The organism is Ferrimonas sp., from assembly GCF_048263965.1.
Classification (GTDB): Bacteria; Pseudomonadota; Gammaproteobacteria; order Enterobacterales; family Shewanellaceae; genus Ferrimonas.
Genome location: NZ_JBLXDO010000003.1, coordinates 149,837 through 171,408 on the forward strand (window position 1 = coordinate 149,837; position 21,572 = coordinate 171,408).

Annotated in this window: 22 protein-coding genes; 13 read left to right on the forward strand and 9 right to left on the reverse strand. The window is 59.4% G+C overall.

The features are described from left to right. Positions 1-2 precede the first annotated feature (2 nt). The 3 genes from glnD to ACN0RV_RS04895 all read left to right on the forward strand — a co-directional run bounded on the left by glnD (position 3) and on the right by ACN0RV_RS04895 (position 4,027). The gene (glnD, locus tag ACN0RV_RS04885; RefSeq protein WP_417346094.1) at positions 3-2,582 is read left to right on the forward strand and encodes a [protein-PII] uridylyltransferase; all 2,580 of its coding nucleotides are present in this window, start codon (positions 3-5) and stop codon (positions 2,580-2,582) included. A 15-nt stretch (positions 2,583-2,597) separates the two neighbouring features. Continuing rightward, entirely contained in the window at positions 2,598-3,422 is an 825-nt protein-coding gene (gene dapD, locus ACN0RV_RS04890) for a 2,3,4,5-tetrahydropyridine-2,6-dicarboxylate N-succinyltransferase (protein WP_417346096.1), read from the forward strand. 263 nt (positions 3,423-3,685) lie between these two features. Continuing rightward, the gene (locus tag ACN0RV_RS04895; RefSeq protein ID WP_417346098.1) at positions 3,686-4,027 is read left to right on the forward strand and encodes a DUF3718 domain-containing protein; all 342 of its coding nucleotides are present in this window, start codon (positions 3,686-3,688) and stop codon (positions 4,025-4,027) included. Between the two features lie 63 nt (positions 4,028-4,090). Here ACN0RV_RS04895 and ACN0RV_RS04900 read toward each other — a convergent pair whose 3' ends face one another. From ACN0RV_RS04900 to ACN0RV_RS04915, 4 genes are all read right to left on the reverse strand, one after another. Then, complete coding sequence (locus tag ACN0RV_RS04900) at positions 4,091-5,506, reverse strand: PTS transporter subunit EIIC (protein WP_417346100.1); 1,416 nt, start codon at positions 5,504-5,506, stop codon at positions 4,091-4,093. A 10-nt stretch (positions 5,507-5,516) separates the two neighbouring features. Further along, positions 5,517-5,987: a flavodoxin gene (locus ACN0RV_RS04905; RefSeq protein ID WP_417346102.1), complete on the reverse strand. Its 471-nt coding sequence runs from the start codon at positions 5,985-5,987 to the stop codon at positions 5,517-5,519. A gap of 208 nt (positions 5,988-6,195) precedes the next feature. After that, entirely contained in the window at positions 6,196-6,954 is a 759-nt protein-coding gene (gene truC, locus ACN0RV_RS04910) for a tRNA pseudouridine(65) synthase TruC (protein ID WP_417346104.1), read from the reverse strand. Then, positions 6,947-7,267, reverse strand: coding sequence for a YqcC family protein (locus ACN0RV_RS04915; protein WP_417346105.1), 321 nt, complete (start codon positions 7,265-7,267; stop codon positions 6,947-6,949). The genes truC and ACN0RV_RS04915 overlap by 8 nt, the downstream gene beginning before the upstream one ends. Before the next feature lie 110 nt (positions 7,268-7,377). On the opposite strand from ACN0RV_RS04915, the gene ACN0RV_RS04920 reads away from it, so the two are divergent. Continuing rightward, positions 7,378-8,394, forward strand: coding sequence for a DUF3549 family protein (locus ACN0RV_RS04920; RefSeq protein WP_417346107.1), 1,017 nt, complete (start codon positions 7,378-7,380; stop codon positions 8,392-8,394). A 3-nt stretch (positions 8,395-8,397) separates the two neighbouring features. Continuing rightward, positions 8,398-8,814: a DUF3301 domain-containing protein gene (locus ACN0RV_RS04925; RefSeq protein WP_417346109.1), complete on the forward strand. Its 417-nt coding sequence runs from the start codon at positions 8,398-8,400 to the stop codon at positions 8,812-8,814. A 672-nt stretch (positions 8,815-9,486) separates the two neighbouring features. Here the strand turns inward: ACN0RV_RS04925 and ACN0RV_RS04930 are convergent. Then, positions 9,487-10,131: a GNAT family N-acetyltransferase gene (locus ACN0RV_RS04930; protein ID WP_417346111.1), complete on the reverse strand. Its 645-nt coding sequence runs from the start codon at positions 10,129-10,131 to the stop codon at positions 9,487-9,489. A 149-nt stretch (positions 10,132-10,280) separates the two neighbouring features. On the opposite strand from ACN0RV_RS04930, the gene ACN0RV_RS04935 reads away from it, so the two are divergent. Further along, positions 10,281-10,514, forward strand: a complete 234-nt coding sequence (locus tag ACN0RV_RS04935; protein WP_417346113.1) for a DUF2789 family protein — start codon at positions 10,281-10,283, stop codon at positions 10,512-10,514. Positions 10,515-10,566: 52 nt separating this feature from the next. On the opposite strand, the gene ACN0RV_RS04940 is transcribed toward ACN0RV_RS04935, so the two are convergent. Further along, positions 10,567-10,953, reverse strand: coding sequence for a DUF3192 domain-containing protein (locus tag ACN0RV_RS04940; RefSeq protein ID WP_417346115.1), 387 nt, complete (start codon positions 10,951-10,953; stop codon positions 10,567-10,569). 156 nt (positions 10,954-11,109) lie between these two features. Between ACN0RV_RS04940 and ACN0RV_RS04945 the strand changes: the two genes are divergently transcribed. The 3 genes from ACN0RV_RS04945 (at position 11,110) to ACN0RV_RS04955 (ending at position 13,951) form a co-directional block, all read left to right on the forward strand. Continuing rightward, positions 11,110-11,394, forward strand: coding sequence for a hypothetical protein (locus tag ACN0RV_RS04945; RefSeq protein WP_417346116.1), 285 nt, complete (start codon positions 11,110-11,112; stop codon positions 11,392-11,394). Positions 11,395-11,463: 69 nt separating this feature from the next. Continuing rightward, positions 11,464-12,240 carry a Zn-ribbon-containing protein gene (locus tag ACN0RV_RS04950; RefSeq protein ID WP_417346118.1) on the forward strand — a complete coding sequence of 259 codons (777 nt, stop codon included), beginning with the start codon at positions 11,464-11,466 and terminating at the stop codon, positions 12,238-12,240. Positions 12,241-12,433: 193 nt separating this feature from the next. Continuing rightward, the gene (locus ACN0RV_RS04955) at positions 12,434-13,951 is read left to right on the forward strand and encodes an aldehyde dehydrogenase family protein (RefSeq protein ID WP_417346120.1); all 1,518 of its coding nucleotides are present in this window, start codon (positions 12,434-12,436) and stop codon (positions 13,949-13,951) included. A 68-nt stretch (positions 13,952-14,019) separates the two neighbouring features. Here ACN0RV_RS04955 and ACN0RV_RS04960 read toward each other — a convergent pair whose 3' ends face one another. Together ACN0RV_RS04960 and syd are read right to left on the reverse strand one after the other, a co-directional pair. Beyond that, on the reverse strand, positions 14,020-15,942 hold the full coding sequence (locus ACN0RV_RS04960) for a hypothetical protein (protein WP_417346122.1): 1,923 nt from the start codon (positions 15,940-15,942) through the stop codon (positions 14,020-14,022). A 581-nt stretch (positions 15,943-16,523) separates the two neighbouring features. Then, complete coding sequence (gene syd / locus ACN0RV_RS04965) at positions 16,524-17,144, reverse strand: SecY-interacting protein (protein ID WP_417346124.1); 621 nt, start codon at positions 17,142-17,144, stop codon at positions 16,524-16,526. A gap of 57 nt (positions 17,145-17,201) precedes the next feature. On the opposite strand from syd, the gene queF reads away from it, so the two are divergent. The 3 genes from queF (at position 17,202) to ACN0RV_RS04980 (ending at position 20,022) form a co-directional block, all read left to right on the forward strand. Further along, complete coding sequence (gene queF / locus ACN0RV_RS04970) at positions 17,202-18,056, forward strand: NADPH-dependent 7-cyano-7-deazaguanine reductase QueF (RefSeq protein WP_417346125.1); 855 nt, start codon at positions 17,202-17,204, stop codon at positions 18,054-18,056. Positions 18,057-18,154: 98 nt separating this feature from the next. Then, positions 18,155-19,528, forward strand: a complete 1,374-nt coding sequence (gene yegQ, locus ACN0RV_RS04975) for a tRNA 5-hydroxyuridine modification protein YegQ (protein ID WP_417346127.1) — start codon at positions 18,155-18,157, stop codon at positions 19,526-19,528. A 242-nt stretch (positions 19,529-19,770) separates the two neighbouring features. Then, positions 19,771-20,022, forward strand: coding sequence for a YfhL family 4Fe-4S dicluster ferredoxin (locus tag ACN0RV_RS04980; RefSeq protein ID WP_028110846.1), 252 nt, complete (start codon positions 19,771-19,773; stop codon positions 20,020-20,022). Here ACN0RV_RS04980 and ubiT read toward each other — a convergent pair. Continuing rightward, the gene (ubiT, locus tag ACN0RV_RS04985) at positions 19,991-20,431 is read right to left on the reverse strand and encodes a ubiquinone anaerobic biosynthesis accessory factor UbiT (protein WP_417346130.1); all 441 of its coding nucleotides are present in this window, start codon (positions 20,429-20,431) and stop codon (positions 19,991-19,993) included. The genes ACN0RV_RS04980 and ubiT overlap by 32 nt on opposite strands. A 139-nt stretch (positions 20,432-20,570) precedes the next feature. On the opposite strand from ubiT, the gene ubiU reads away from it, so the two are divergent. After that, complete coding sequence (gene ubiU, locus ACN0RV_RS04990) at positions 20,571-21,566, forward strand: ubiquinone anaerobic biosynthesis protein UbiU (RefSeq protein WP_417346131.1); 996 nt, start codon at positions 20,571-20,573, stop codon at positions 21,564-21,566. Positions 21,567-21,572: the final 6 nt, after the last annotated feature.

Consider the following 21,572-nt stretch of genomic DNA (forward strand, 5'->3'; position numbering starts at 1 on the left):
GCATGAACGCCCTGACCCTGACCCCGCCCCTGCTGAAACACCAACTCGAACATCACCGCCAGCAACAACAGCAAAAGTTTGCCGAAGGGGAGGCGATCGGCATCCTGCTGGCAGAACGTGCCGCCTTCATCGATGCCATGCTGGTGCAACTCTGGCAGGAGCTGAAGCTGGGCGGCTGTCCGGTGGCCCTGGTGGCCGTCGGCGGTTATGGCCGGGGTGAGCTGCACCCCAACTCCGACATCGACCTGCTGGTGCTCACCAGCGAGTGCTGCACCACCACCATGGAGGAGGCGATCGGCACCCTGCTGACCACCCTGTGGGACGCCAAACTGGATGTGGGTCACTCGGTCCGAACCGTGGAGGAGACCTTCAGTCAGGCCCGGGGGGACATCACCATCGCCACCAACCTGCTGGAATCCAGGCTGCTCTGCGGCGACACCCGCCTGTTTCAGCAGCTGCATGCCAGGCTGGAGGATGAGGCCTTCTGGCCGGTAGACCAGTTCTACCTGGCCAAGCGTGAAGAGCAGCGCGGCCGCCACAACCGCTTCTCCGCCTTCGATCTGGAGCCCAACATCAAATCCTGTCCCGGCGGCTTGCGGGACATTCAAACCATCACCTGGGTGGCGATTCGCCACTTCAGCGCCGGCTGCCTGGCCGAGCTTGTGTCCCACGGTTTCCTGGCCAGGGAGGAGCTGGAGGAGCTGAACGCCTGCCGGGATTTCCTGTGGCGCCTTCGGTTTGCCCTGCACCTGGCCGCCGGCCGGGCCGAGGACAAACTTCTGTTTGACCACCAGCCCAAGGTGGCCGAGTTGTTGGGCTACACCCAGGGCACCCAGCTGCCGGTTGAGCAGATGATGAAGCGTTATTACCGCACCATCCGTGCGGTCCGGGAGCTGAACCAGATGCTGCTGCAGCTGTTCAAGCGGGAGGTGCTGCCCCAGCTGGCGTTCAAACAGCCCCTGCAACCCCTGGATGAAGATTTCAGCCTGATGGGGCACTACCTGACCGTACGTCACGAAGGGGTGTTTGAGGAACCACACAAGATCCTGACCCTGTTCCACCATGCCGCCATCCAGGAGGAGGTGGAAGCGGTGGCCGCTCCCACCCTGAGGCTGCTGCGCAATGCCCGTCGCCGGCTGAAGTTTCCCCTGAGTGACCTGCCCCAGTGCCGGGAGCAGTTTATGGCGATTTTGCGCCACCCCAGAGGGATCAAGGCGATCTCCCTGATGCACAGGCACGGCATCCTTTCCAGCTACATCCGCGCCTGGCAACAGATCGTCGGTCAGATGCAGTTCGACCTGTTCCATGCCTACACCGTGGATGAGCACACCCATCGATTGCTTCTGTTTATCGAACGATTCTCCGATCCTGCCCATAAGGAGATCTTCCCCCTGGGTTCACTGCTGATCGACCAGTTGCCCAAGAAGGGGCTGCTGGTGCTGGCCGCCATCTTCCACGACATCGCCAAGGGGCGGGGCGGAGACCACAGTGAACTGGGCTCTGACGATGCCCAGAGGTTCTGCCAGCTGCACAATCTCAACGACCACGACGGCCGGCTGGTGGCCTGGCTGGTGCGCAACCACCTGCTGATGTCGGTCACCGCTCAGCGCCGTGACATCAACGATCCCGAGGTGGTGCGGGAGTTCGCCGAAAGCGTCAGTGATCTGACCCGGCTGAGTTACCTCTACTGCCTGACCGTGGCCGACATCTGCGCCACCAATGACAACCTGTGGAACAGCTGGAAAGGTTCCCTGCTCAGTCAGCTGTACCACAGCACCCGCAGCATGCTGCTCGGGGGGCTGGAGAAGCCGGTGGACACCCGGGGCAAGATCCGGGAAAACCAGAACAAGGTACTGCACCAGCTAGGGAAAATGGGACTGGAGGAGGCGGATGTATCCCCCCTTTGGCAGCGCTTCAGCGCCGACTATTTCCTGCGCTTTACCCCGGCCCAGGTGTTTCACCACACCCAGGCACTGCTGGCCCGCCAGGATGACCAGCCTCTGGTAGAGATGGTGGAGCACGAAGCCAGTGGCGGCACCGAACTCTTCGTCTACTGCCGAGACAGGGCGGGCCTGTTTGCCACCCTGATGGCGGTGTTTGACGGCAAGAACATCACGGTGCATGACGCCCAGATCTTCACCTCCAGGGATGGCTTCGCCCTGGACAGCTTCATCATCCTGGAACAGGACGGCAGCGCCATCAGCCACCCATCACGAATCAACAGCCTGCGCAATGCCATCGTCCGGGCCCTGCTGGCCCCCATGCCGGCAAAAGTACGACAACGACCATTGCCAAGGCGGATGCGACAGTTTAAGGTTCGTACAGAGGTGAACTTCCTTCCGGCCAAGCGCAAGCAGGGTTCGATGGTGGAGATCATCTCCTTGGATTCTCCCGGCCTGCTGGCCCGAATCGGTCAGGTTGTGGATCAGTGTGGCCTCATTGTGCACTCCGCTAAGATCACCACCGTGGGTGAAAAAGCTGAAGATCTCTTCATGCTGGCTAACCCGGACGGTGCCGCCCTGACCCCGGAACAGCAAGGCCATTTTCGGGAATCCCTAACCCAAGCATTAACCACCGAATAGCAGAGGATTAATTCGATGACCGAACTGCAACAACGCATTGAAGCCGCTTTTGAGCGCCGCGCCGACATCACCCCAGCCAATGCCGACGCCGCCCTGATTCAGGACGTGAAACACGCCCTGGACCTGCTGGATAAAGGCCAGGCCCGCGTTGCAGAAAAACAGAACGGTCAGTGGGTGGTGAATGAGTGGCTGAAGAAAGCGGTTCTGCTCTCCTTCCGCCTGTTCGACAACCAGGTGATGGAAGGGGGCGAGACCCGCTACTTCGACAAGGTTCCCATGAAGTTTGCCGACTACGACGACGCCCGCTTCCGTCAGGAAAGCATCCGCGTGGTCCCGCCCGCCACCGTCCGTCAAGGCGCCTTTGTCGGCCGCAACACCGTACTGATGCCCTCCTACGTCAACATCGGCGCCTACGTCGATGAGGGCACCATGGTGGACACCTGGGCCACCGTAGGCTCCTGTGCTCAAATTGGTAAGAACGTGCACCTCTCAGGTGGCGTTGGCATCGGCGGCGTGCTGGAGCCCCTGCAGGCCAGCCCCACCATCATCGAAGACAACTGCTTCATCGGCGCCCGCTCCGAAGTGGTGGAAGGCGTCATCGTAGAAGAGGGCTCCGTGATCTCCATGGGCGTATACCTGGGCCAAAGCACCCGCATCTACGACCGTGAAACCGGTGAGGTGCACTACGGCCGTGTGCCTGCCGGCTCCGTGGTGGTCTCCGGCACCCTGCCCTCCTCCGACGGCTCCTGCAACCTGTACGCGGCCATCATCGTGAAGAAAGTGGACGCCAAGACCCGCTCCAAGGTTGGCATCAACGAGCTGCTGCGCAGCGCCGAATAAGTCAAAGCTGACGCCCGCCGGGCCGCTACGGCCCCGTTCCTGATAAAAAGCCCGCCATCGCGGGCTTTTTTTGTTTCAGAACAGACACACTTTTCTCTGCGTTTTCTCACCCAAATGAATCACCTCCATCTCCCCTGATCTCCAGCCCCTGTGCGGGACACACCCGTTTACCCTTTGTAACCACCTGTACATACCTGAGCCACCATGCTTAGTGGGACACAATCACCCCCTAATCATCTATGGGATATACCAAGGAGAAAGGAATGAAAGCACTGACTCTTACTGCCGCTGCCCTGGGTATGGCCCTTGCTCTGCCAGCACAGGCAGCCATGACATCCGCCATGGAGCAATCGCTGATCGCCACCTGCAAAGCCTCACTCTCCAACAGCCGCCTCACCTTCAATAACACCATGAAAGTGTACCGGGTAAACCCCTACCGGGTTCTGGACAAGCTGGTGTGCAACGGTGACGACGTGGCCACCTTTGCCGAAGTGAACGGAGCAGACAAGGTTGCCAATCTGATCAGAGACCGCTACTACGAAGGTCAGGTGACCATTCAGGACATTGCGTTCAATGGCCAGCGACTTGAGGTCTGGTTTGATTAGATTGTTCGAGCGATAGGGTAAGAAAGAAGCCGCTGCACAGCGGCTTTTTCATTGGCAACGCATTCAGGCGCGCAGCAACAGCTCCTGCATCTCACCGCGGAGCTTCTCGGCCTGGGGGCCGAACACCACCTGGACCCCATCTCCGATCACCACCACCCCCTTGGCGCCGAGTTGCTTGAGCTGAGGCTCCTTAACCCGGGCGGCCTGATGCACACTGACCCGAAGGCGGGTCAGGCAGGCATCCAGATCCCGGATGTTGTCGCCGCCCCCCAGCGCACTGAGCACCTCTTCGGCACTGATCTCCTCTTTGGCCTCGTGAGGGGTTCGTCCCGGCGTAGGCAGGTTGAAACGGGTGATCACAAAGCTGAACAGGAAGTAGTAGGCCACCCCGTAGAGGATCCCCAACACCCAGAACCAGATGTCATTGCGGGAGAGGTGATAGAACAGGCTGAAATCCAGCAGCCCCTGAGAGAACACCAGCCCATGGTGAAAGTCGACGGCGATGGCCAGCACATAGGCCAGGCCGGTCAGCAGGGCATGCACCAGATAGAGCAGAGGCGCCACAAAGAGGAAGACAAACTCCACAGGCTCGGTGACCCCGGTAATGGCACAGGTCAGTCCGGCGGAGAACATCACACCCGCCGTCTGGGTGCGCTGCTCGGCATCGGCACAGCGCCAGATCGCCAGGGCGGCCGCCGGCAAGCCCCACACCTTGACCAGATAGCCCCCCGCCAGGTGTCCCGCATTGGGATCCCCTGCCAGGAAGCGCCCCACCTCACCCTGGATCAGGTAGCCGGCAGGGGTGGAGAAGCTGCCCACCTCGTAATAGAAGGGAAGATTCCAGATATGGTGCAGCCCCAGGGGAATCAGCAGTCGCTCGACCAGGCCATAGACTCCCCAGGCCAGCATCGGCTGCTGATACACCACCCAGTGGGACACTTTATCCAGCAGCAGGGTCATCCAGGGCCAGAGACTGGCCATCAGCAGCCCCAGCAGGATCGCCGCTGGCACGTTGGCCAGGGGCACCAGCCGTCGACCGGCAAAGAAGCCCAGAAACTCAGGCAATTCCACTCGATAACATCGCCGATAGACCATGGAGGTGACCGCCCCACTGAGGACGCCCCCCAGGGCACCGGTGTTGAGTGTCGACATCCCCAGCACCGTGCTGGTTTCCCAGCCATACACCTGGGCCAGCACCGACATGGTGGCCAGCATCACCCCGTACCCGATGACCGCCGACACCGAGGCGGAGCCATCCTGGTGACAGAAGGAGAGGGCGATGGCCATGGCAAACAGCAGAGGCAACAGGCTGAAGATCACCGAGCCGGTTTGCAACAGCAGGCTCTGCACCACCTCGGGGAAGATGCCCAAGGGACTGGTGCCCAAACCCAATAGGAGACCCGCGGCCGGCAGCACCGCCACCGGCACCATCAGGGCCTTGCCGACCCTTTGCAGACTGCGGAACCAGCTTTTGGTCATAACCCCTCGACTACGCCTCGACCAGTGCCTCGCAGAGCTGTCTCTGCCAGGACTCCACCCAGGGCAGAGCCACCTGTTCGGGCTCCATGGTCTCGCAGGCATCGATCTGCAGGCGCTCACCGATGCGGACAGCGGTCAGTTCGGCAAGCAGCTCATCAAACTGGCGTCCGGCCCCACAGAAGGTGTCACCATAGCTGGAGTCACCCAGGGCAATCACGCCATAGCGCAACTTGGGCATCAGGGGAAACTGATCTTTAAGAGAAAGGAAAAGGGGGAGCAGGTTGTCCGGAAGATCGCCACTGCCCGTGGTGGAGGTCACCACCAGCCAGGCGTCGCTGCCCTCCGCCAGCAGTTGTTCCGCGCTCTGGGCGTCACTGATGGCAGCCTGATGGCCTTGTACCTGCAGAGCCTGGCACACCTGCTCCGCCGTGAACTCGGCGCCACCATACACCGACCCCACTAACACACTGATCCTGGCCATCGAGCTACATCCTGTTAATGACTTGATAAATTCCCAATTCCACCTTACTGTAAGGACCGAAAAGGCGCAACAACCGCGCCAACGGGGGCAGGATGCAGTTCCGTCAGAGAGTACGCCGTATTCATCACAGGATTCACATCAAGCGGCAGCGTATCCGCCGCCTGACCTATTTCACCCAAACCCATCAGGAAAATTTGGGCTCCCTGCCTCAGTCCGCCCCCAGCGGCTCAAGAAGACGGTAACTCTTCTGCTCGGTCGACCAACCAAACGCCTCGAACAGGCGCAGCCACTCCTCCTCCAGCCCGGTTTCCAGCTCGATACGCTCGCCGGTCACCGGATGATCAAAGCACAGAGCCTTGGCCAGCAACCATAAACGCTGCACCCCGAAGTGATCCCGGTAGAACTTGTTGTGGCGTCCATCACCATGACTGGTGTCGCCGATGATGGGGTGCCGCAGGTGCGCCATGTGACGACGAAGCTGATGCTTGCGGCCGGTCAGGGGTTTCATCGCCACCAGGGTATAACGACAGCTGTCGTAACGTCCCACGGGATAGGGCAGCTCCACCTGATGCAGGGGACGGTAACGGGTGACCGCTTCCTGGGCCTCCTTGTCCTTATCCGCCTGGGCGTCGGCGATCTTATCCAGCTCCTCCTTCAGCGGGTAGTCCAGCTCTCCCGCCTCATTGAGGTACCCGCGGACCAGCGCCAGGTACTCCTTGTGGATGCCCTGTTCGGCAAACTGGGGCTGCATGATTCGGGCAATCTCGGCGGACTTTCCGAACAACAGGATGCCCGACGTGGGCCTGTCCAGCCGGTGCAGCGGGTACACATGACAGCCCACCTGGTCCCGAACCATCTGCATGGCAAACTCGGTTTCCCGCTTGGCCAGCCAGCTGCGATGCACCAACAGGCCGCTGGGCTTGTGCACCGCCACCAGGTGCTCATCCTCAAACAGAATCTCAAGCATCTTGTGCCTCACTCATGAGAGTGTCCAGCCTGGACAATATGACGATCACCTCGCGATGACCCGCCAGGGCCTCTTCCGCCATGGGCGTCACCGCCACCTTGGTGGGCAGGGCCGCACCGGCGTCCAGCAGGGCAAACAGCCTGGGCAGGTAGATAAACTGAAGCCACTGCTCAAATCTCAAGGTGTCCACGGCAAAGGGCTGAGTACTGGCCAGCGCCAGGGCCGACACCGGCTCTGACTGCCACAAGCCATCTTGAATCAATTGCGCCTGCAACCGCTCAAGTTCGCGGCGCACCGCCATCTTCAGGGTCATCTCTCACTCCAGGGGATCAAATGGTGCGGAATCATACCATCCCATTCTGCTTGCCCCTATAATAGCGCGCTCAATTGCTTTACAGCCGTGCCAGAAACCAGAGAGCGCTCATGGAAAACATCACCACTTTGCATCAGTTCCTCCAGGCCGCAGGCGTCCAGTACCAGGTGTTTGACCTGGGGCGCCGGGTGGTTCCCCTGGATCCCATCGAGTTTGCCCAGGTGGAGGCAACCCAAAGCCCCTACCCTTACCCCCGCAGCGGTCATGCCTGGCTTGGGGTATTGTTCTGGAACCCTGCCCTGTCTCAAGACCACTATATCTGGTTCATCAAACTGCCCCTGGATGAGCGAGGCCTGCTGAACCCTGCCGCCCGCAGCCAGTTTCTGCAGACCGTGGTGGACGCCCTGGGCAAGGATCCCACCGCCCCCATGACTCAGGAGCAGCAGGAGCAGCTCAAGAGCAACCCCTTTATCTTCCAGCCCAGCCAGGACAAGCTGGCGGTGTTCCATGCCCGCATCAATGCCCAACTGGCCCGCCCCGCCTCCATCTACTACGAACACTGCCAAAGCTACCTGAAGGGCCAGTTAGGCTGGGACAACTGGCAGCAACTGGGCCTGCAGGGGCTGGCGGACAACCTGGCCCGTCTGAGCCAGGCACAGCGTGATGAGGAGTTACCCCAGGCCATTGGCCAGATGCCCCCCGAGCCCCTGGCCGCCTTTGCCTCGGTGGCGGAACACTTCCCCTGCTCGCCTCAGATGGCCGAGGCCTGGCTGACCCTGATGGGTGAAGGCGACCATGACGCCATCAATCAGATGGTCCTTCGCGGCCTGGCTGGACATCAGGCGTCCCTGGCCAAGGCGATCGAGTTGGCTCTGCCCCAGGCCAGTGCCGACACCCTGGTGGTGATCGCCGCCCGCTGCTGGAGCGCCCTAACCCACCCGCCACTGCTGAAGGCCTACCTGACCCGACTGGCAAAACTGGATAAAACCTTGTTCGTAGGTCTTTACTCTGATCTGGTTTCCATGCCAACGTTACGTCAACAGGTTTTGAGTGTCCTGAGGGACCCCGAGCGGGATCAGGCGCTGGCAGAAGCCATTGGCCACCTCATGCAAAGTGTTAAGGCGTAAGGAATGTTGAATCTCACCGATCTTATTCTGGGACTGGTGGTGTGCGGAATCGCCGCCATCTTCTGGCAGTTGAGGCAGATCTCCGAGATCGCCGAGTTTCATGCCAAGCGGGTATGTCAAAAGCGACGTCTGCAGTGGGTCAGCACCGCCAGGGTGCGCGCCCGGCTGGGGTTTATAGCCGGCCAGGGGCTGGGGTGGAATACCCGCTACCAGTGTGAGTTCTCCACCGACGGCATGAACCGATTGCACGCCACTGTGGTGATGAGCGGTAAGAAGCTTAAGGATGTGGAGATGCCCTTCTACCCCGAGCCCGAGTGGCAAGAGGTGCCTCTAAGCAAGGGGCGCATCGGTGGGTGCGGCGGCGGCAGCGCTCCCGCCTCCAGTTGCTCCAGTGGCAACTGCTCCAGCGGCTGCAAGTAAACAATAAAAAAGCCTGACACGAGTCAGGCTTTTTTATTGTGGTTTCCTTTGTCCGACCTCAACGGCACGAACCTCTGCCCCTTGGTGCTGCACTTTTTGAAACCACAAATAGAACGGGGCGCACAGAGTGCGCCCCTAGATATTACACGCTAAGCAATCCCGCTATAATTCGTGCTCCCTGCATCATCCTTGCGTACCACTCGCTTCCTGCGATCTTCCCTGTGCTGATCCTTCAGCATCCCTGTACATTGCTGTACTGTTCTCCTTAACACGATAACATCCTGTTATCGAACGCTTCTCCGTCCTGGAGGTGTCCTGTACCTTCCTTGGGATTCTGCAATCCTGGCAGAGTGGCTCCCCTTTCAAGTCTCACCATCCTAGTGATGTCTGTCCGGTTCGCCCAAACCGTCTCATTAATGGCAACTCCCTGTCACGCATCTCCAAGTCGATTTAGAAGCCTGTTCCCTTGGCACACTTCAAAGTCTACTCAGATCACAGAAACAAACAAGATGGGGGACCAAATCAATGGATGGTTAATTATTGGCCAACTTTGGGGTTCAAATCAACCTTTATTCCTTACAATCAGCCACTTGGGTTTTGGTAACGAGATTGGGCCTGCCAAAAGACCCACCATTTTCCTACAGGCTTGTAAGAGATCTCGCACAAAATCCATCAGCCCGATTGAGCCACACCATCCCGATCGACCGCATCGAAGTACATTAATTGACCGGTTACGTCGCCTAAAGTCACCTTTTCCATGGACTTGAACCCCTTTCGGGCAAACAACTGCTCGTGCTTAGGTTGGGACACAAACACCGCCAACCCCTGGGAGTCACTCTCAGACAACAGCTGCAGCAGGGAGGCCAGAACCTGACCACCGATCCCCTGGTTCTGATGCTGGGGATGAACGGCAATCAGCTGCAACAACCAGTAGTCATCACCGGGCAACATCCCCTTGAGTTCATCTTCCCGCTCCATCCAGTGACGGGTGGGGCTCCAGCCGGTGCCCAAAGCCATCTTCAGTCGCCAGTACCAGTAACGACTTTCCCCTTGCGGGTACTCCTTGTCGACGATACAGGCAACCGCCACCAGGACATCCCCCTCATAGAAACCCACCAGCTTCTGTTTATGCTGCCAAAGCTCAGCCAACTCCTCGCGCAACGCAGCCCGGAGCTTCTGACCATAGCCCTGCCGGCCGAAGGCCTGCTGAAAAAACAGGTCATCGTGATAGGCGTTGTAGAGTAACGAAGCCGCAACCCTCAGCTCTTCAGCCGTCAGGTAGCCGGCCTTGATCTCGGCGCTCTGCCCTTGGCCCATACTCTCTCTCCTGCGTTCAACTCTCTCTACACACACCTTGATAACACAAGATCTTTTTCCAGTGTACCCCGAGCATTGGTTTAGGGCCCGACCAAGGCTCAGCTTTGAGACTACACTCAAGGTGATTCTTCAATGGAAAGGATGCAGTTATGGACACCACCAAAGCCAACCTGAACAGCCTGTTCGACCAACTGGGCATGGCCAGTGATCCGGTTTCCGTCTCCCACTTTATCCAGGGCTATCACCTCGACGCCAATACCCCCATCGAAGCCGCAGGCTTCTGGACCCAGGCACAGGCTGATTTTCTCAAAGAGGGACGCAGCAGTGATGGAGAGTGGAGTGAAGTGATCGATCAGCTGGACACCCTGCTACACAAGAATTAAAGAAAAAACGCCGGCTGTGCCGGCGTTGTCTCTTCTCTGGTGCTCTGCCAATCTAGATGGAGTTGCTGTAGGCCTTGTTGCCCCAACCTACGACTTTACCCCCTTCAAACACCACCGGGGTGCACTCATCCTTGGAGGTTTTTCCGTCTCCTTTGGTACGGTGAGTTCGATAGAACAGCACCTGAACCTCCTTGCTCTCTTCACGATAGAGCTCGTTGAACTCGGCCGTACCCATCAAGGCCACCACCTGGTCCACGCTCATGCCGGGGCTTAGCTGGGACAATCTCTCCCGGTTGCGCTTCTCCACCTCCTCCCAGGAGCTGTGACTGTCGCCATCCCAGGAGTCTCCCTCCCAGCCATCACCTCCCACGGCGACAACACACCCGGACAGGCTCAGGGTCAGGACAATGGCGGCGGGCAGCATCAGTTGGTTCTTCATTCTTCGTTCTCCTTGTCAAACTCGATAACGGCTAAGGAGTAGCAAGAGGTTTGCCAAAAATTAAAGCCATTAATTTTCAATTAGTTAAATATATCTCTTGTCTCAGTTTTAGGAATTGCGCCACACTGTTGGTAAATCTCACTACTTTTTATCAACATGAACCATGACATTCTTCTCGCCTTGGCCAAACTGCACCGTCAGGGGCAGGAGGTCACCCTGGCCAAACTGAAGGCGGCCGCCACTGACCGCCACCCCATGCCAGCGCTGATCCAGGCGATCAAGGCCTATCAGGCTGATCCGGAAGGCGTGCTGGCGCAGCTTCCCGAGGCGCCGCAACCGCCGCCGATTGAGGAGGACCGCCTCAGTCAACTGGAGCGTCAGGTGCAGGAACTGACTGCCCGCCTGGCCGCTGTAGAAGCGAAGCTTGACCGAACCTCGTAGGGTCCATATCTCCTTGCTCCGAATGGCTCGGCCGTTATAATTGCCCGCCTGACGATACTGGAGCCCCCTATGTACCTGGTCGAACTTCGCTTTGAGTGCTTTGCCGACACCACCCTCTCCCAGGTGGAGTACGCCATCAACCAACTGGTGGAGGCGTGGCGGGCCAATGGCCAGATTCTGGGGAAAGAGTTCCCTGTCATGCAGCACGACGCCGAGTTCAGGCTACGAGCCCTCTGCCCGGAAGAGGAGAGCCTTCACCCCAGGTTTCACTCCGCCTGGGCCCAGAGGCGCATCGACCTGCTGGCAGAGGCCAAACTGACCCGCCCCCGGCTCAAGGTACTGGGCAGGGACATCAACAGTGAGGCCAGCTCCCCGGTGCTGCCCACCAACTGGCAACTGCTCTACACCACCTATGTGCACACCTGCTCGCCACTGAGAGACGGCGAGACCATGATGCCCGTACCCCTGTACCGGTTGCCCGCTACCTTTAACGGCGACCACAAAGCCCTGATCAAGTGGCAGAGTGAATGGCAGGCCTGTGATGAACTGCAGATGGCCGGCAGTGGCGCCGTGGAGTTCGCTGCCCTGGATGAGATCACCAAGGTCAACAGCGCCCTGTTTCGTCGGGGCTGGGATCTGCGCGGACGCATCGAGTACCTGACCAAGGTCCCCACCTACTACTACCTCTATCGGGTCGGTGGTGGCTCACTGGCGGAGGAGAAAGCCCGCCCCTGCCCTCGCTGTGGCAATCAGGAGTGGTACCTGGGCGAGACCATCCACGACCTGTTCCACTTCGTCTGTCACGACTGTCGCCTGGTGTCCAACCTCTCCTGGGATCTGATCTAGAGCCTGACTGCCCCAGGGGCCGCGTCCTAAGACTAAAGTCTATGGGCAAGACCGAATATCCCCGGCATACTCAAACATCGGCTCAACACTGAGCCGCCATCCACAGAGCTTTCGGCACCGCCGAAGCCCAAGTCGTATCAGGGCAGGTCGTCTCCGCCGTGTCGTGGCTCGCAAACCGCGAAGGAGACGCACCATGATCTACCAGAAGCCCGGCACCCCAGGCGCCCTGTTCAGCTTTAAATCCCGCTATCAGAACTTCATCGGCGGCCAGTGGGTTGAACCGGTGCAGGGAAACTACTTTCCCAACACCACTCCGGTGGACGGCTCCACCATTTGCGAAATTCCCCGCTCCAGCGCCGAGGACATCGAGCTGGCCCTGGATGCAGCCCACAAAGCCCAACCCATCTGGGGCAACACCGCCGCCGCGGAGCGGGCCAACCTGCTACTGAAAATTGCCGATCGCATCGAGGCCAACAGCGAAGCCCTGGCCCTGGTGGAGACCTGGGACAACGGTAAACCGATCCGTGAGACCCTGGCGGCAGACCTGCCCCTGTGCGTGGACCACTTCCGCTACTTCGCCGGCGCACTGCGCGCCCAGGAGGGCAGCATCGGCCAACTGGATGCCAACACCAACGCCTATCACTTCCACGAACCCATCGGTGTGGTGGGGCAGATCATCCCCTGGAACTTCCCGCTGCTGATGGCCGCCTGGAAGCTGGCTCCTGCCCTGGCCGCCGGCTGCTGCGTGGTGCTCAAACCTGCAGAGCAAACCCCGGCCAGCATCCTGGTGCTGATGGAAACCATCGGCGATCTGCTGCCTGAAGGGGTGGTCAATGTGGTGAACGGCTTTGGCGAAGAGGCGGGGCAGGCCCTGGCCAGCTCCAAGCGCATCCGCAAATTGGCCTTCACCGGATCCACCCAGGTCGGCCGCCATATCATGCATCAGGGGTCAGATAACCTGATTCCCGTGACGCTGGAGCTGGGGGGCAAATCCCCCAACATCTATTTCGAGGACGTCATGGAGCAGGATGACGCCTTTATCGACAAGTGCGTCGAGGGACTGTTGCTGGGCTTCTTCAACCAGGGTGAGGTATGCACCTGCCCATCCAGGGCACTGGTGCAGGAATCGATCTACGACCGCTTCATTGAGCGGGTGCTGGAGCGGGCCAGAGCGATAAAGCAGGGCAATCCCCTGGACACCGATACCCAGGTGGGTGCCCAGGCGTCTCAGGAGCAGTTTGATAAGATCATGAGCTACATGAAAGTGGCTCGTGAAGAGGGTGCCGAGTTTCTGCTGGGCGGGGATGCCTTTACCCCGGCCGACGGCAGCGGCGGCTTCTATGTCCAGCCCACCCTGCTCAAGGGCACCAACGATATGAGGGTGTTCCAGGAGGAGATCTTCGGCCCCACCCTGGGGATCACCACCTTCAAGGATGAGGCGGAGGCGATCGCCATCGCCAACGACACCGACTACGGACTGGGTGCAGGCGTGTGGACCATGGATCAGAACCGGGCCATGCGCCTGGGGCGGGCCATCGAGGCCGGCAGAATCTGGGTCAACTGCTATCACCTCTACCCGGCCCATGCCACCTTCGGTGGCTACAAGCAGTCCGGCATAGGACGGGAAACCCATAAGATGGCGCTGTCCAACTATCAGCAGACCAAGAACCTGCTGGTGAGCTACGACCCCAACCCACTGGGCTTCTTCTAGCCCCATAAACAAACGGCCTCAATTGAGGCCGTTTTTACTTCACCCGGAAGTGCCGGGCATCACTGCGCTTAAGGGGTTACAGTGATCGAGTCAGAGGCATATTTACCGTCGGGCAGCTCCACCTCGACGAAAAGAGTACCGCCCTCATCGCCCGAAGTTACTGCAATGCTATAACGGCCGGCACCGCAAGTGCTGCGATTATCTTCGCGAGTCACACCATCCTCATCGATATGATAGATAGGCACATTTATGCTGCCCTGGACAAAGCTACTCTGGCCCACTGTGGTCACATCACCATCAACCACAAATTTCACTGTGGTTCCATATGGCACTGGATTCCATGAGCCGTTCAACGCTTCATCCACCACACAAGCCAGTGCCATACCATCGACAGGACTATCGGCCTCCCAACGCTTGTCAGTGGCATCGTTCCAGCAATCAAACCATCTCAGTTCGTCATCGTCTTCATCGACGGCATCGTAGTGACAGAAGTACGCCAACGGATCGGCCCCGGACATCACGATAGTGCCCGATCGATTAAGATCCACCAGTTCCCGGCTGCAGTCACCGCTGGTCAACGGCGCGCCCTGGCACAGCAAGCCGTTGTACTGACCATCACCACCATCCCATTGGCCATTACCGTTTCGATCGATAAACTGCTCTCCATCATCATATTGGCCGTTGTCGTTGGCATCGATGTAAACTTCATGCTCATCGCCACCGTCCCATTCGCCCAGGTCATAGAAGCCATTACCATTGGCATCGGTAAAGGACTCCTCCCCCTCGACCCATGCAACAACTGTCGACCTGCCATCCTCGGGGCGTGGTCCCTGAGACACCCAGTTTACTGAGCAGTGACCATCGGTAGTGAGGCAGTTGGCTTCTATCAAGCCCCCTTCGGTAATGAATGAGATGGCCGTGCCATCGGGTACCGGATTATTGAAGTGGTCCCCCGCTGACGCGGTAATCCTCACCTGCACGCCGTTGTAGAACCACGCCTGGGGATTGTGCTCGGAGAAGCTGATATCAAAGCTGTTCTTATCCGGCAGGCCAGTACCCACTCTCAGTTCCTGAGAGACCGCCACAATCAGGGGATCACTGTCCACCACCTCGGCCTTCACCCGGAAGGGACCAGGCAGGTTCTTGGAGGTCACTGCCACCGACACCATTCCCTGGTTGTCACTCCTGGCCAAATCGGTGGTCATGGTGAAACGCTCCTCACCACTGGCCGGGGAGAGGGCCACATCCACTCCCTGCTTGGGCTGACCATTCTCATCCAGGACCTGGAACAGCAAGGTGGTGGTACGAACACCGCCAGTGCCCTCCAGTTGCAGGTAGTTTGGAGTCGCCGAGACAAACTGAATGCTGGCAATGGGCACCGACGCCAGGGGAATGGTCAGGCTGTCGGTGGCGGTGCTGCCGCCCAGGGCCAGGGTTGCGGTCACCTGGTCCTGCTGTTCACAGCCAGTCGAACGATAGGTGGCCACCGCCTCGCCCCCCTGGGATAGGACCTGTTCATCGATCTCCGCTTTGCCGCTCAGGGCACAGGTGGAGGAGAAACTGACCGATAACGGCTCCATGTAAGACTGACCGTTCACGGTCAACGACGCCGTTACCGCCATGGTGGAGCCGTCGGAGAGCACCTGGCCATCCGCCAGGCTGGTGGAGAGAGTCAGACCCACCTGAATGGCATTGATCTGGGCATACATCTGGCTGGTGGCATCCGCATAGCTGGCACTGATGGCCACCACCCCTTCATCGTCATCGGCCTGGATGCGAAGCAGGGCACTGCCATCTTCACCGGTCAACACCCGGCCATCTGCGGGAATCAAGCTGCCCTTATCGCTGAAAACGTTAACCAGTTCACCGGAAGAGTCCGAACCATCCCGCCGAGCGTGCACTCGCAACACGGCCGCTTTCTGAGCATCGAAACTGGTGCTCTGGGTACAGGAGTCGAGGGAATTAACAGAGGGATCGGGACAATCCCACATGCTCATCTCAAGAGTATGGGCGGCGGCTGTGCTGTCGCCACTTCCAGTCCCCCCGTCGTCGCCGCCTCCTGGGCGCCAGGTCTCAGGCCGCTGTGTGGGATCTTGCTGATCCAGGCTTCCATCACCTCCACCACAGCCCGCCATCACTCCTAAAGCGCAAAAAAGAACAAGAAATTCCCTTATTCCTGCAAGTCTCATTAGATTCACCAACCCTGTGCATTAATGGTGCTCTTTCTATAGTCCAGGGTTTAGAAATTATCAAACTCCAGTCAATTCAGTATCTTGAGCTTGACAGGCTTTTGCCTCAAATTGCGCAACCTCTAAATTAAAGTACTCATTTCTTGGGTTTGAGGAAAATGTCCAACTTAGAAGCCAAAAATTGAACATCAACCTGCTCCAGCTCCCCTCTTCCAGGCAATCAGAACTTAACTTCAAAGAGCCAGCATTGCATATCAGGGTCGCACAGTCGGCTGAGGGGGGAATAATCATCGCACTGACCCGCTTGAAAGGGCCAAACACAAAAAAGGAACGTCCCAAAAACGTTCCCCGTCATGAAGTTCCATTAAACCAGCCTACAGGGACTAACTGCGGCCGGTCAGATGCCCAAGCATGGTTTTCACCCTGGCCCAGAAACCGGGTCGCTGCGGTTCCTCCGGCATGGGTTCCGGCAGCACCACCCTGGGGGCGAGGCTGTCAAACAGCGCCTCCAAAGAATCCGCCACCCGGGTTTGTGGCTCCTTGCCGGGCAACTCCAACCAGACGGAGCCGTCGCTGTTATCCAGCACCAGCATCAGGTCCGAATCCGCCATCACACCAATGAACCAGGTGGGCGGCTGCTTCAGCTTCTGTTTCATCAGGGCATGGCCAATCAGATTCTCCTGCAAAAACTCGAAATCCTCATCATTCCAAGGCTGCAGCAGTTCGCCGGCGCCAAAGGGAGCATCGAAGCCGGGATTGCCCGCAAAGAAATGGCCGTAGAAGTCGGCCAGAGCGGGATGCAGCTCCAGCTCCAGGGCCTGGGCCAGGTTGGCAAAATCCGCCGCATCATGGGCTGCAGGCTGCCAGAGCTGACCCAGCTCATGCTCACCGGCACTGGCGGGGCCGGATTCGCTACGATCGGTCACAGGCAGATGGCCATGGGTCTGGGTCCAGGCAGAGGCATGACGGTCAAAAAACTGACCAAGAGGCGAGCTGTGGTTCATGGGGTTGGCATCTCTGGGTTAGAATAGCGGGATATTGTGCCACGTTTCGGAATCACTATGACAGATCACCACGATCCCTATCAGGGCGCCGAAGCCCTCAAGGGGCTGACTCTGGGCCATCAGACCCAGTACCAGGACCACTACGCGCCCGAACTGCTTCAGGGCGTGCCGCGCCAGCTGAACCGGGATGCCATCGGCCTGGGCGAGACGCTGCCCTTCGACGGTGCCGATGTCTGGACCGGCTTCGAACTCTCCTGGCTGAATGCCAAGGGCAAACCCATGGTGGCCATCGCCCACTTCGCCCTGCCGGTCACCTCACAGAACCTGGTGGAGTCCAAGTCCTTCAAGCTGTACCTGAACAGCTTCAACCAGACCAAATTCGACAGTGTCGAGGCGGTACAGCAGGCCCTGGCCAAGGACCTGTCCGAATGCGCCCAGGGCGAAGTGAGCGTTCGCATACTGCTGCCATCGGAGTTTGAAGCAGAGCAGGTCGCCGAGTTTGAGGGTGAGCTGATCGATGAGCTGGATATTGCCATCGATGACTACGAGTTCAATCCGGACTATCTGGAAGGCGCCGCCATCGGCGAACCGGTGGAGGAGACCCTACGCTCCAACCTGCTCAAATCCAACTGCCTGATCACCTCTCAGCCCGACTGGGGCAGCGTGCTGATCCGCTACCAGGGACGCGCCATCGACCGGGAAAAGCTGCTGCGCTACCTCATCAGCTTCCGTCGCCACAACGAGTTCCACGAACAGTGTGTGGAGCGGATCTTCATGGATCTCAAACGTTACTGCGGCTGTGAAAAGCTGACCGTCTACGCGCGCTACACCCGCCGCGGTGGCCTGGACATCAACCCCTACCGCAGCGACTTCGAGCCGGTGCCTGCCAATGTCCGCCTGGCAAGACAGTAGTAACCACACAAAATTAGCGGCTACTTTATAATCAAAATTTGCATCCGGAGGCGGCCATTTGTAGAATGCCCGCCGCCTTGAGGAGCTTTAGGAACACCATGTTTAAGCCAGAACTGCTGTCCCCAGCCGGGACTTTGAAAAATATGCGCTACGCCTTCGCCTACGGTGCCGATGCGGTCTACGCCGGTCAGCCCCGTTACAGCCTGCGTGTGCGCAACAATGACTTCAATCTGGACAACCTGGCTACGGGCATCGAAGAGGCCCACCAGCTGGGCAAGAAGCTGTATGTGGTGTCCAACATCGCTCCTCATAACTCCAAGCTGAAAACCTACCTGCGCGACATCGAGCCGGTAATCCAGATGAAGCCGGACGCCTTGATCATGTCCGATCCCGGCCTGATCATGATGGTGAAAGATGCCTTCCCTGAGCAGAGCATCCACCTGTCGGTACAGGCCAACGCCATCAACTGGGCCAGCGTCAAATTCTGGGAACGCCAGGGCATCGACCGGGTCATCCTCTCCCGGGAGCTCTCCCTGGATGAGATTGAAGAGATCCGCCAGCAGTGTCCCGACATGGAGCTGGAGGTGTTCGTTCACGGCGCCCTGTGCATGGCCTACTCCGGCCGCTGCCTGCTCTCCGGCTACATCAATAAGCGGGATCCCAACCAGGGCACCTGCACCAACGCCTGCCGTTGGAACTACAACGTCCACGAAGCCAAGGAGAACGAGTCCGGCGACGTGGTGGCGGTCAACCCTGCCGACAGCGGCGTGCAGATGGTAGAGCCCACCCTGGGCCAGGGCCCCACCAGCGATCAGGTGGTGCTACTGCAGGAAGCCAACCGTCCCGGCGAGTACATGCCCGCCTTCGAGGATGAGCATGGCACCTACATCATGAACTCCAAGGATCTGCGCGCCATCCAGCACGTGGAGCGCCTGGCCAAGATGGGGGTACACTCCCTGAAGATCGAGGGCCGGACCAAAAGCTTCTACTACGTGGCCCGCACCGCCCAGCTCTATCGCAAGGCCATCGACGATGCCGCCGCCGGCCGCCCCTTCGACCCCAACCTGATGCTCTCCCTGGAGTCCCTGGCCCACCGCGGCTACACCGAGGGCTTCCTGCGTCGTCACACCCACGATGAGTACCAGAACTACGACTATGGCTACTCAGTTTCCGAGAAGCAGCAGTTTGTGGGCGAGCTGACCGGCGAGCGCAACGCTCAGGGCCTGGCAGAGGTACTGGTGAAAAACCGCTTCGAAGCGGGCAACAGCGTTGAACTGATGACCCCAGCGGGCAACCTCAACTTCAACCTGGAGCACATCGAGAACCGCAAGGGAGAGAAGATGGAGATTGCCCCGGGCAATGGCCATACCGTCTATCTGCCCCTGCCCGAAAAGCTGGATCTGAGCCACGCCATCCTGATGCGCAATCTGGATGAAGGGCAGACCACCCGCAACCCGGTCAAGCCGGCCTAACCGGTTGTCGCACAACGAAAAGGCGCCTCAGGGCGCCTTTTTTCGCTTCTGAATCACTGCATCAAAGATCAGACAGGTCGCACTGCACCGAGGAGCCGGGCGGCATGATCATCGGGACGGGGGCTGACGCTGGATTCAGACAAACACCATGGCCTGAACTCACCGCAAAGCGGCACGCTTTTGTTGCCCGGCTAAACTTATGGTAAAGTCGCCGCCCTTAGCGATAACTGACCGACGTAGACATGGCCCTAATCATTCTCGACAGCTGCATCAACTGCGACATGTGCGAACCTGAGTGTCCCAACCAGGCGATCACCATGGGTGAGGAGATCTACGAGATCGATCCTGACCGCTGCACCGAGTGCGTCGGCCACTACGACAAACCCACCTGTGTCAGTGTCTGCCCCATCGACTGCATCGATCCGGATCCCAAGCATCCGGAAGATGACGCCACTCTGATGGCTAAATACCTGATCCTGACAGGAAAGGCATAGTCTTAAGCTTAGCCAGGGCGGCCATTAGCGGCTCAGGCACCGCAGGCAGCAGGCTCACCCGCCCCAGCAGGGCCTTAAGCTCCATCGCCAGTTCGGTATCACCGCACATCTCCAGCTCCCGCTGGAAGAACAGCCCATCGGCGTCTCCCTCACCACAGGCCAGGATGGCAAAGGCTTTCAGGCTGCCCTGAAGCTGCGCCGGTTCATCGCCCCTGGCCCACTCAACCTGCCACTGCCCCTGCTCCAATCCCAAAGCCAGAGCCCAGGGCGCACCATTGAGTGCGATGGCGATGCGCCGTCCCTCAAGGAAGGTCAGCTCTCCCTGGCGAACCAGCTCACCAAAACGATGAGTCAGCAGGGGCGTCAGGGCCAGAGCAATGGGCGTAACCGGGGGTTTAGGCAGATTCATAACGGTCTGAAATCCATTCACAGATCAAAAAACACATTGTAATCAGGGCATTCATCACAATCAGTGTTCAGGATCAAAGTCTGCCTTGTTGGTTTGGGTAGAGTGACACAACGCAACACTGGAACCTGGAACAAGGACAATGGAACTGCTTGCTCCTGTGGCCAACCTGGCCGCCTTGGACAACGCCCTGGATGCGGGCGCCGACGCCGTCTATGTCGGACTAAAGAACGACACCAATGCCCGTCGCTTTGCCGGCATCAACTTTACCCCAGAGGAGTTGCAGGAGGCGGCCCGCCGTTGTCAGAGCCGGGAAAAAGCCCTGATGGTGGCCATCAACACCTTCCCTCAGCCCGGTCAGGAGTCCCGCTGGCAGGACGCGGTCGCCGTCGCCGCCGAAGCCGGTGTGCAGGCGCTGATCATGGCCGACCCCGGCCTGCTCGCCTTCGCCCAGAAGCACTACCCGGACGTCGAGCGTCACCTGTCGGTGCAGGCCAGTGCCGCCAACCTGCCCACCCTGAAACTGTTTCATCAGGAGTTTGGCATCACCCGGGCGGTGCTGCCCAGGGTGCTGGACATCGATACCGTAGAAGCGATCTGTGCCCAGAGTCCGGTGGAGATCGAGGTGTTCGCCGGCGGCAGCCTGTGCGTCATGGCCGAGGGGCGCTGCCAGCTCTCCCACTATGTCAGCGGTCACTCCCCCAACTCAGGCGGCGCCTGCTCTCCGGGCAGCCTGGTCAGTTGGGAGGAGCACCAGGGCGAGCGCCACGTTCGGCTGGACGGTCACCTGCTGGACAAGGTGCAACCCGGGGAGGCCGGTGGCTACCCGACGGTTTGCAAGGGCCAGTACCTGGTGGAGGGCAAACCCCTCTACCCCATCTCCCGCCCCTGCTCCCTCTCCACCCTACCGCTGCTGGCGCGCTTTGGCCGAGCCGGGGTAGCCGCCCTGAAACTGGAAGGGCGACAACGCAGCCCCTACTACACCCGTCAGGTCACCCGGTTGTGGCGCGAAGCCATCGACCGCTGGCTGGCGGATCCCGAGCATTACCGAAGCGAGCCAGGATGGCACCTGCAGCTCAAACCCCTGGCGGAAGGCGGCCTGGTGACCGCCGGCGCCTATCTGAGCAGCTGGCATTAGGAGGCC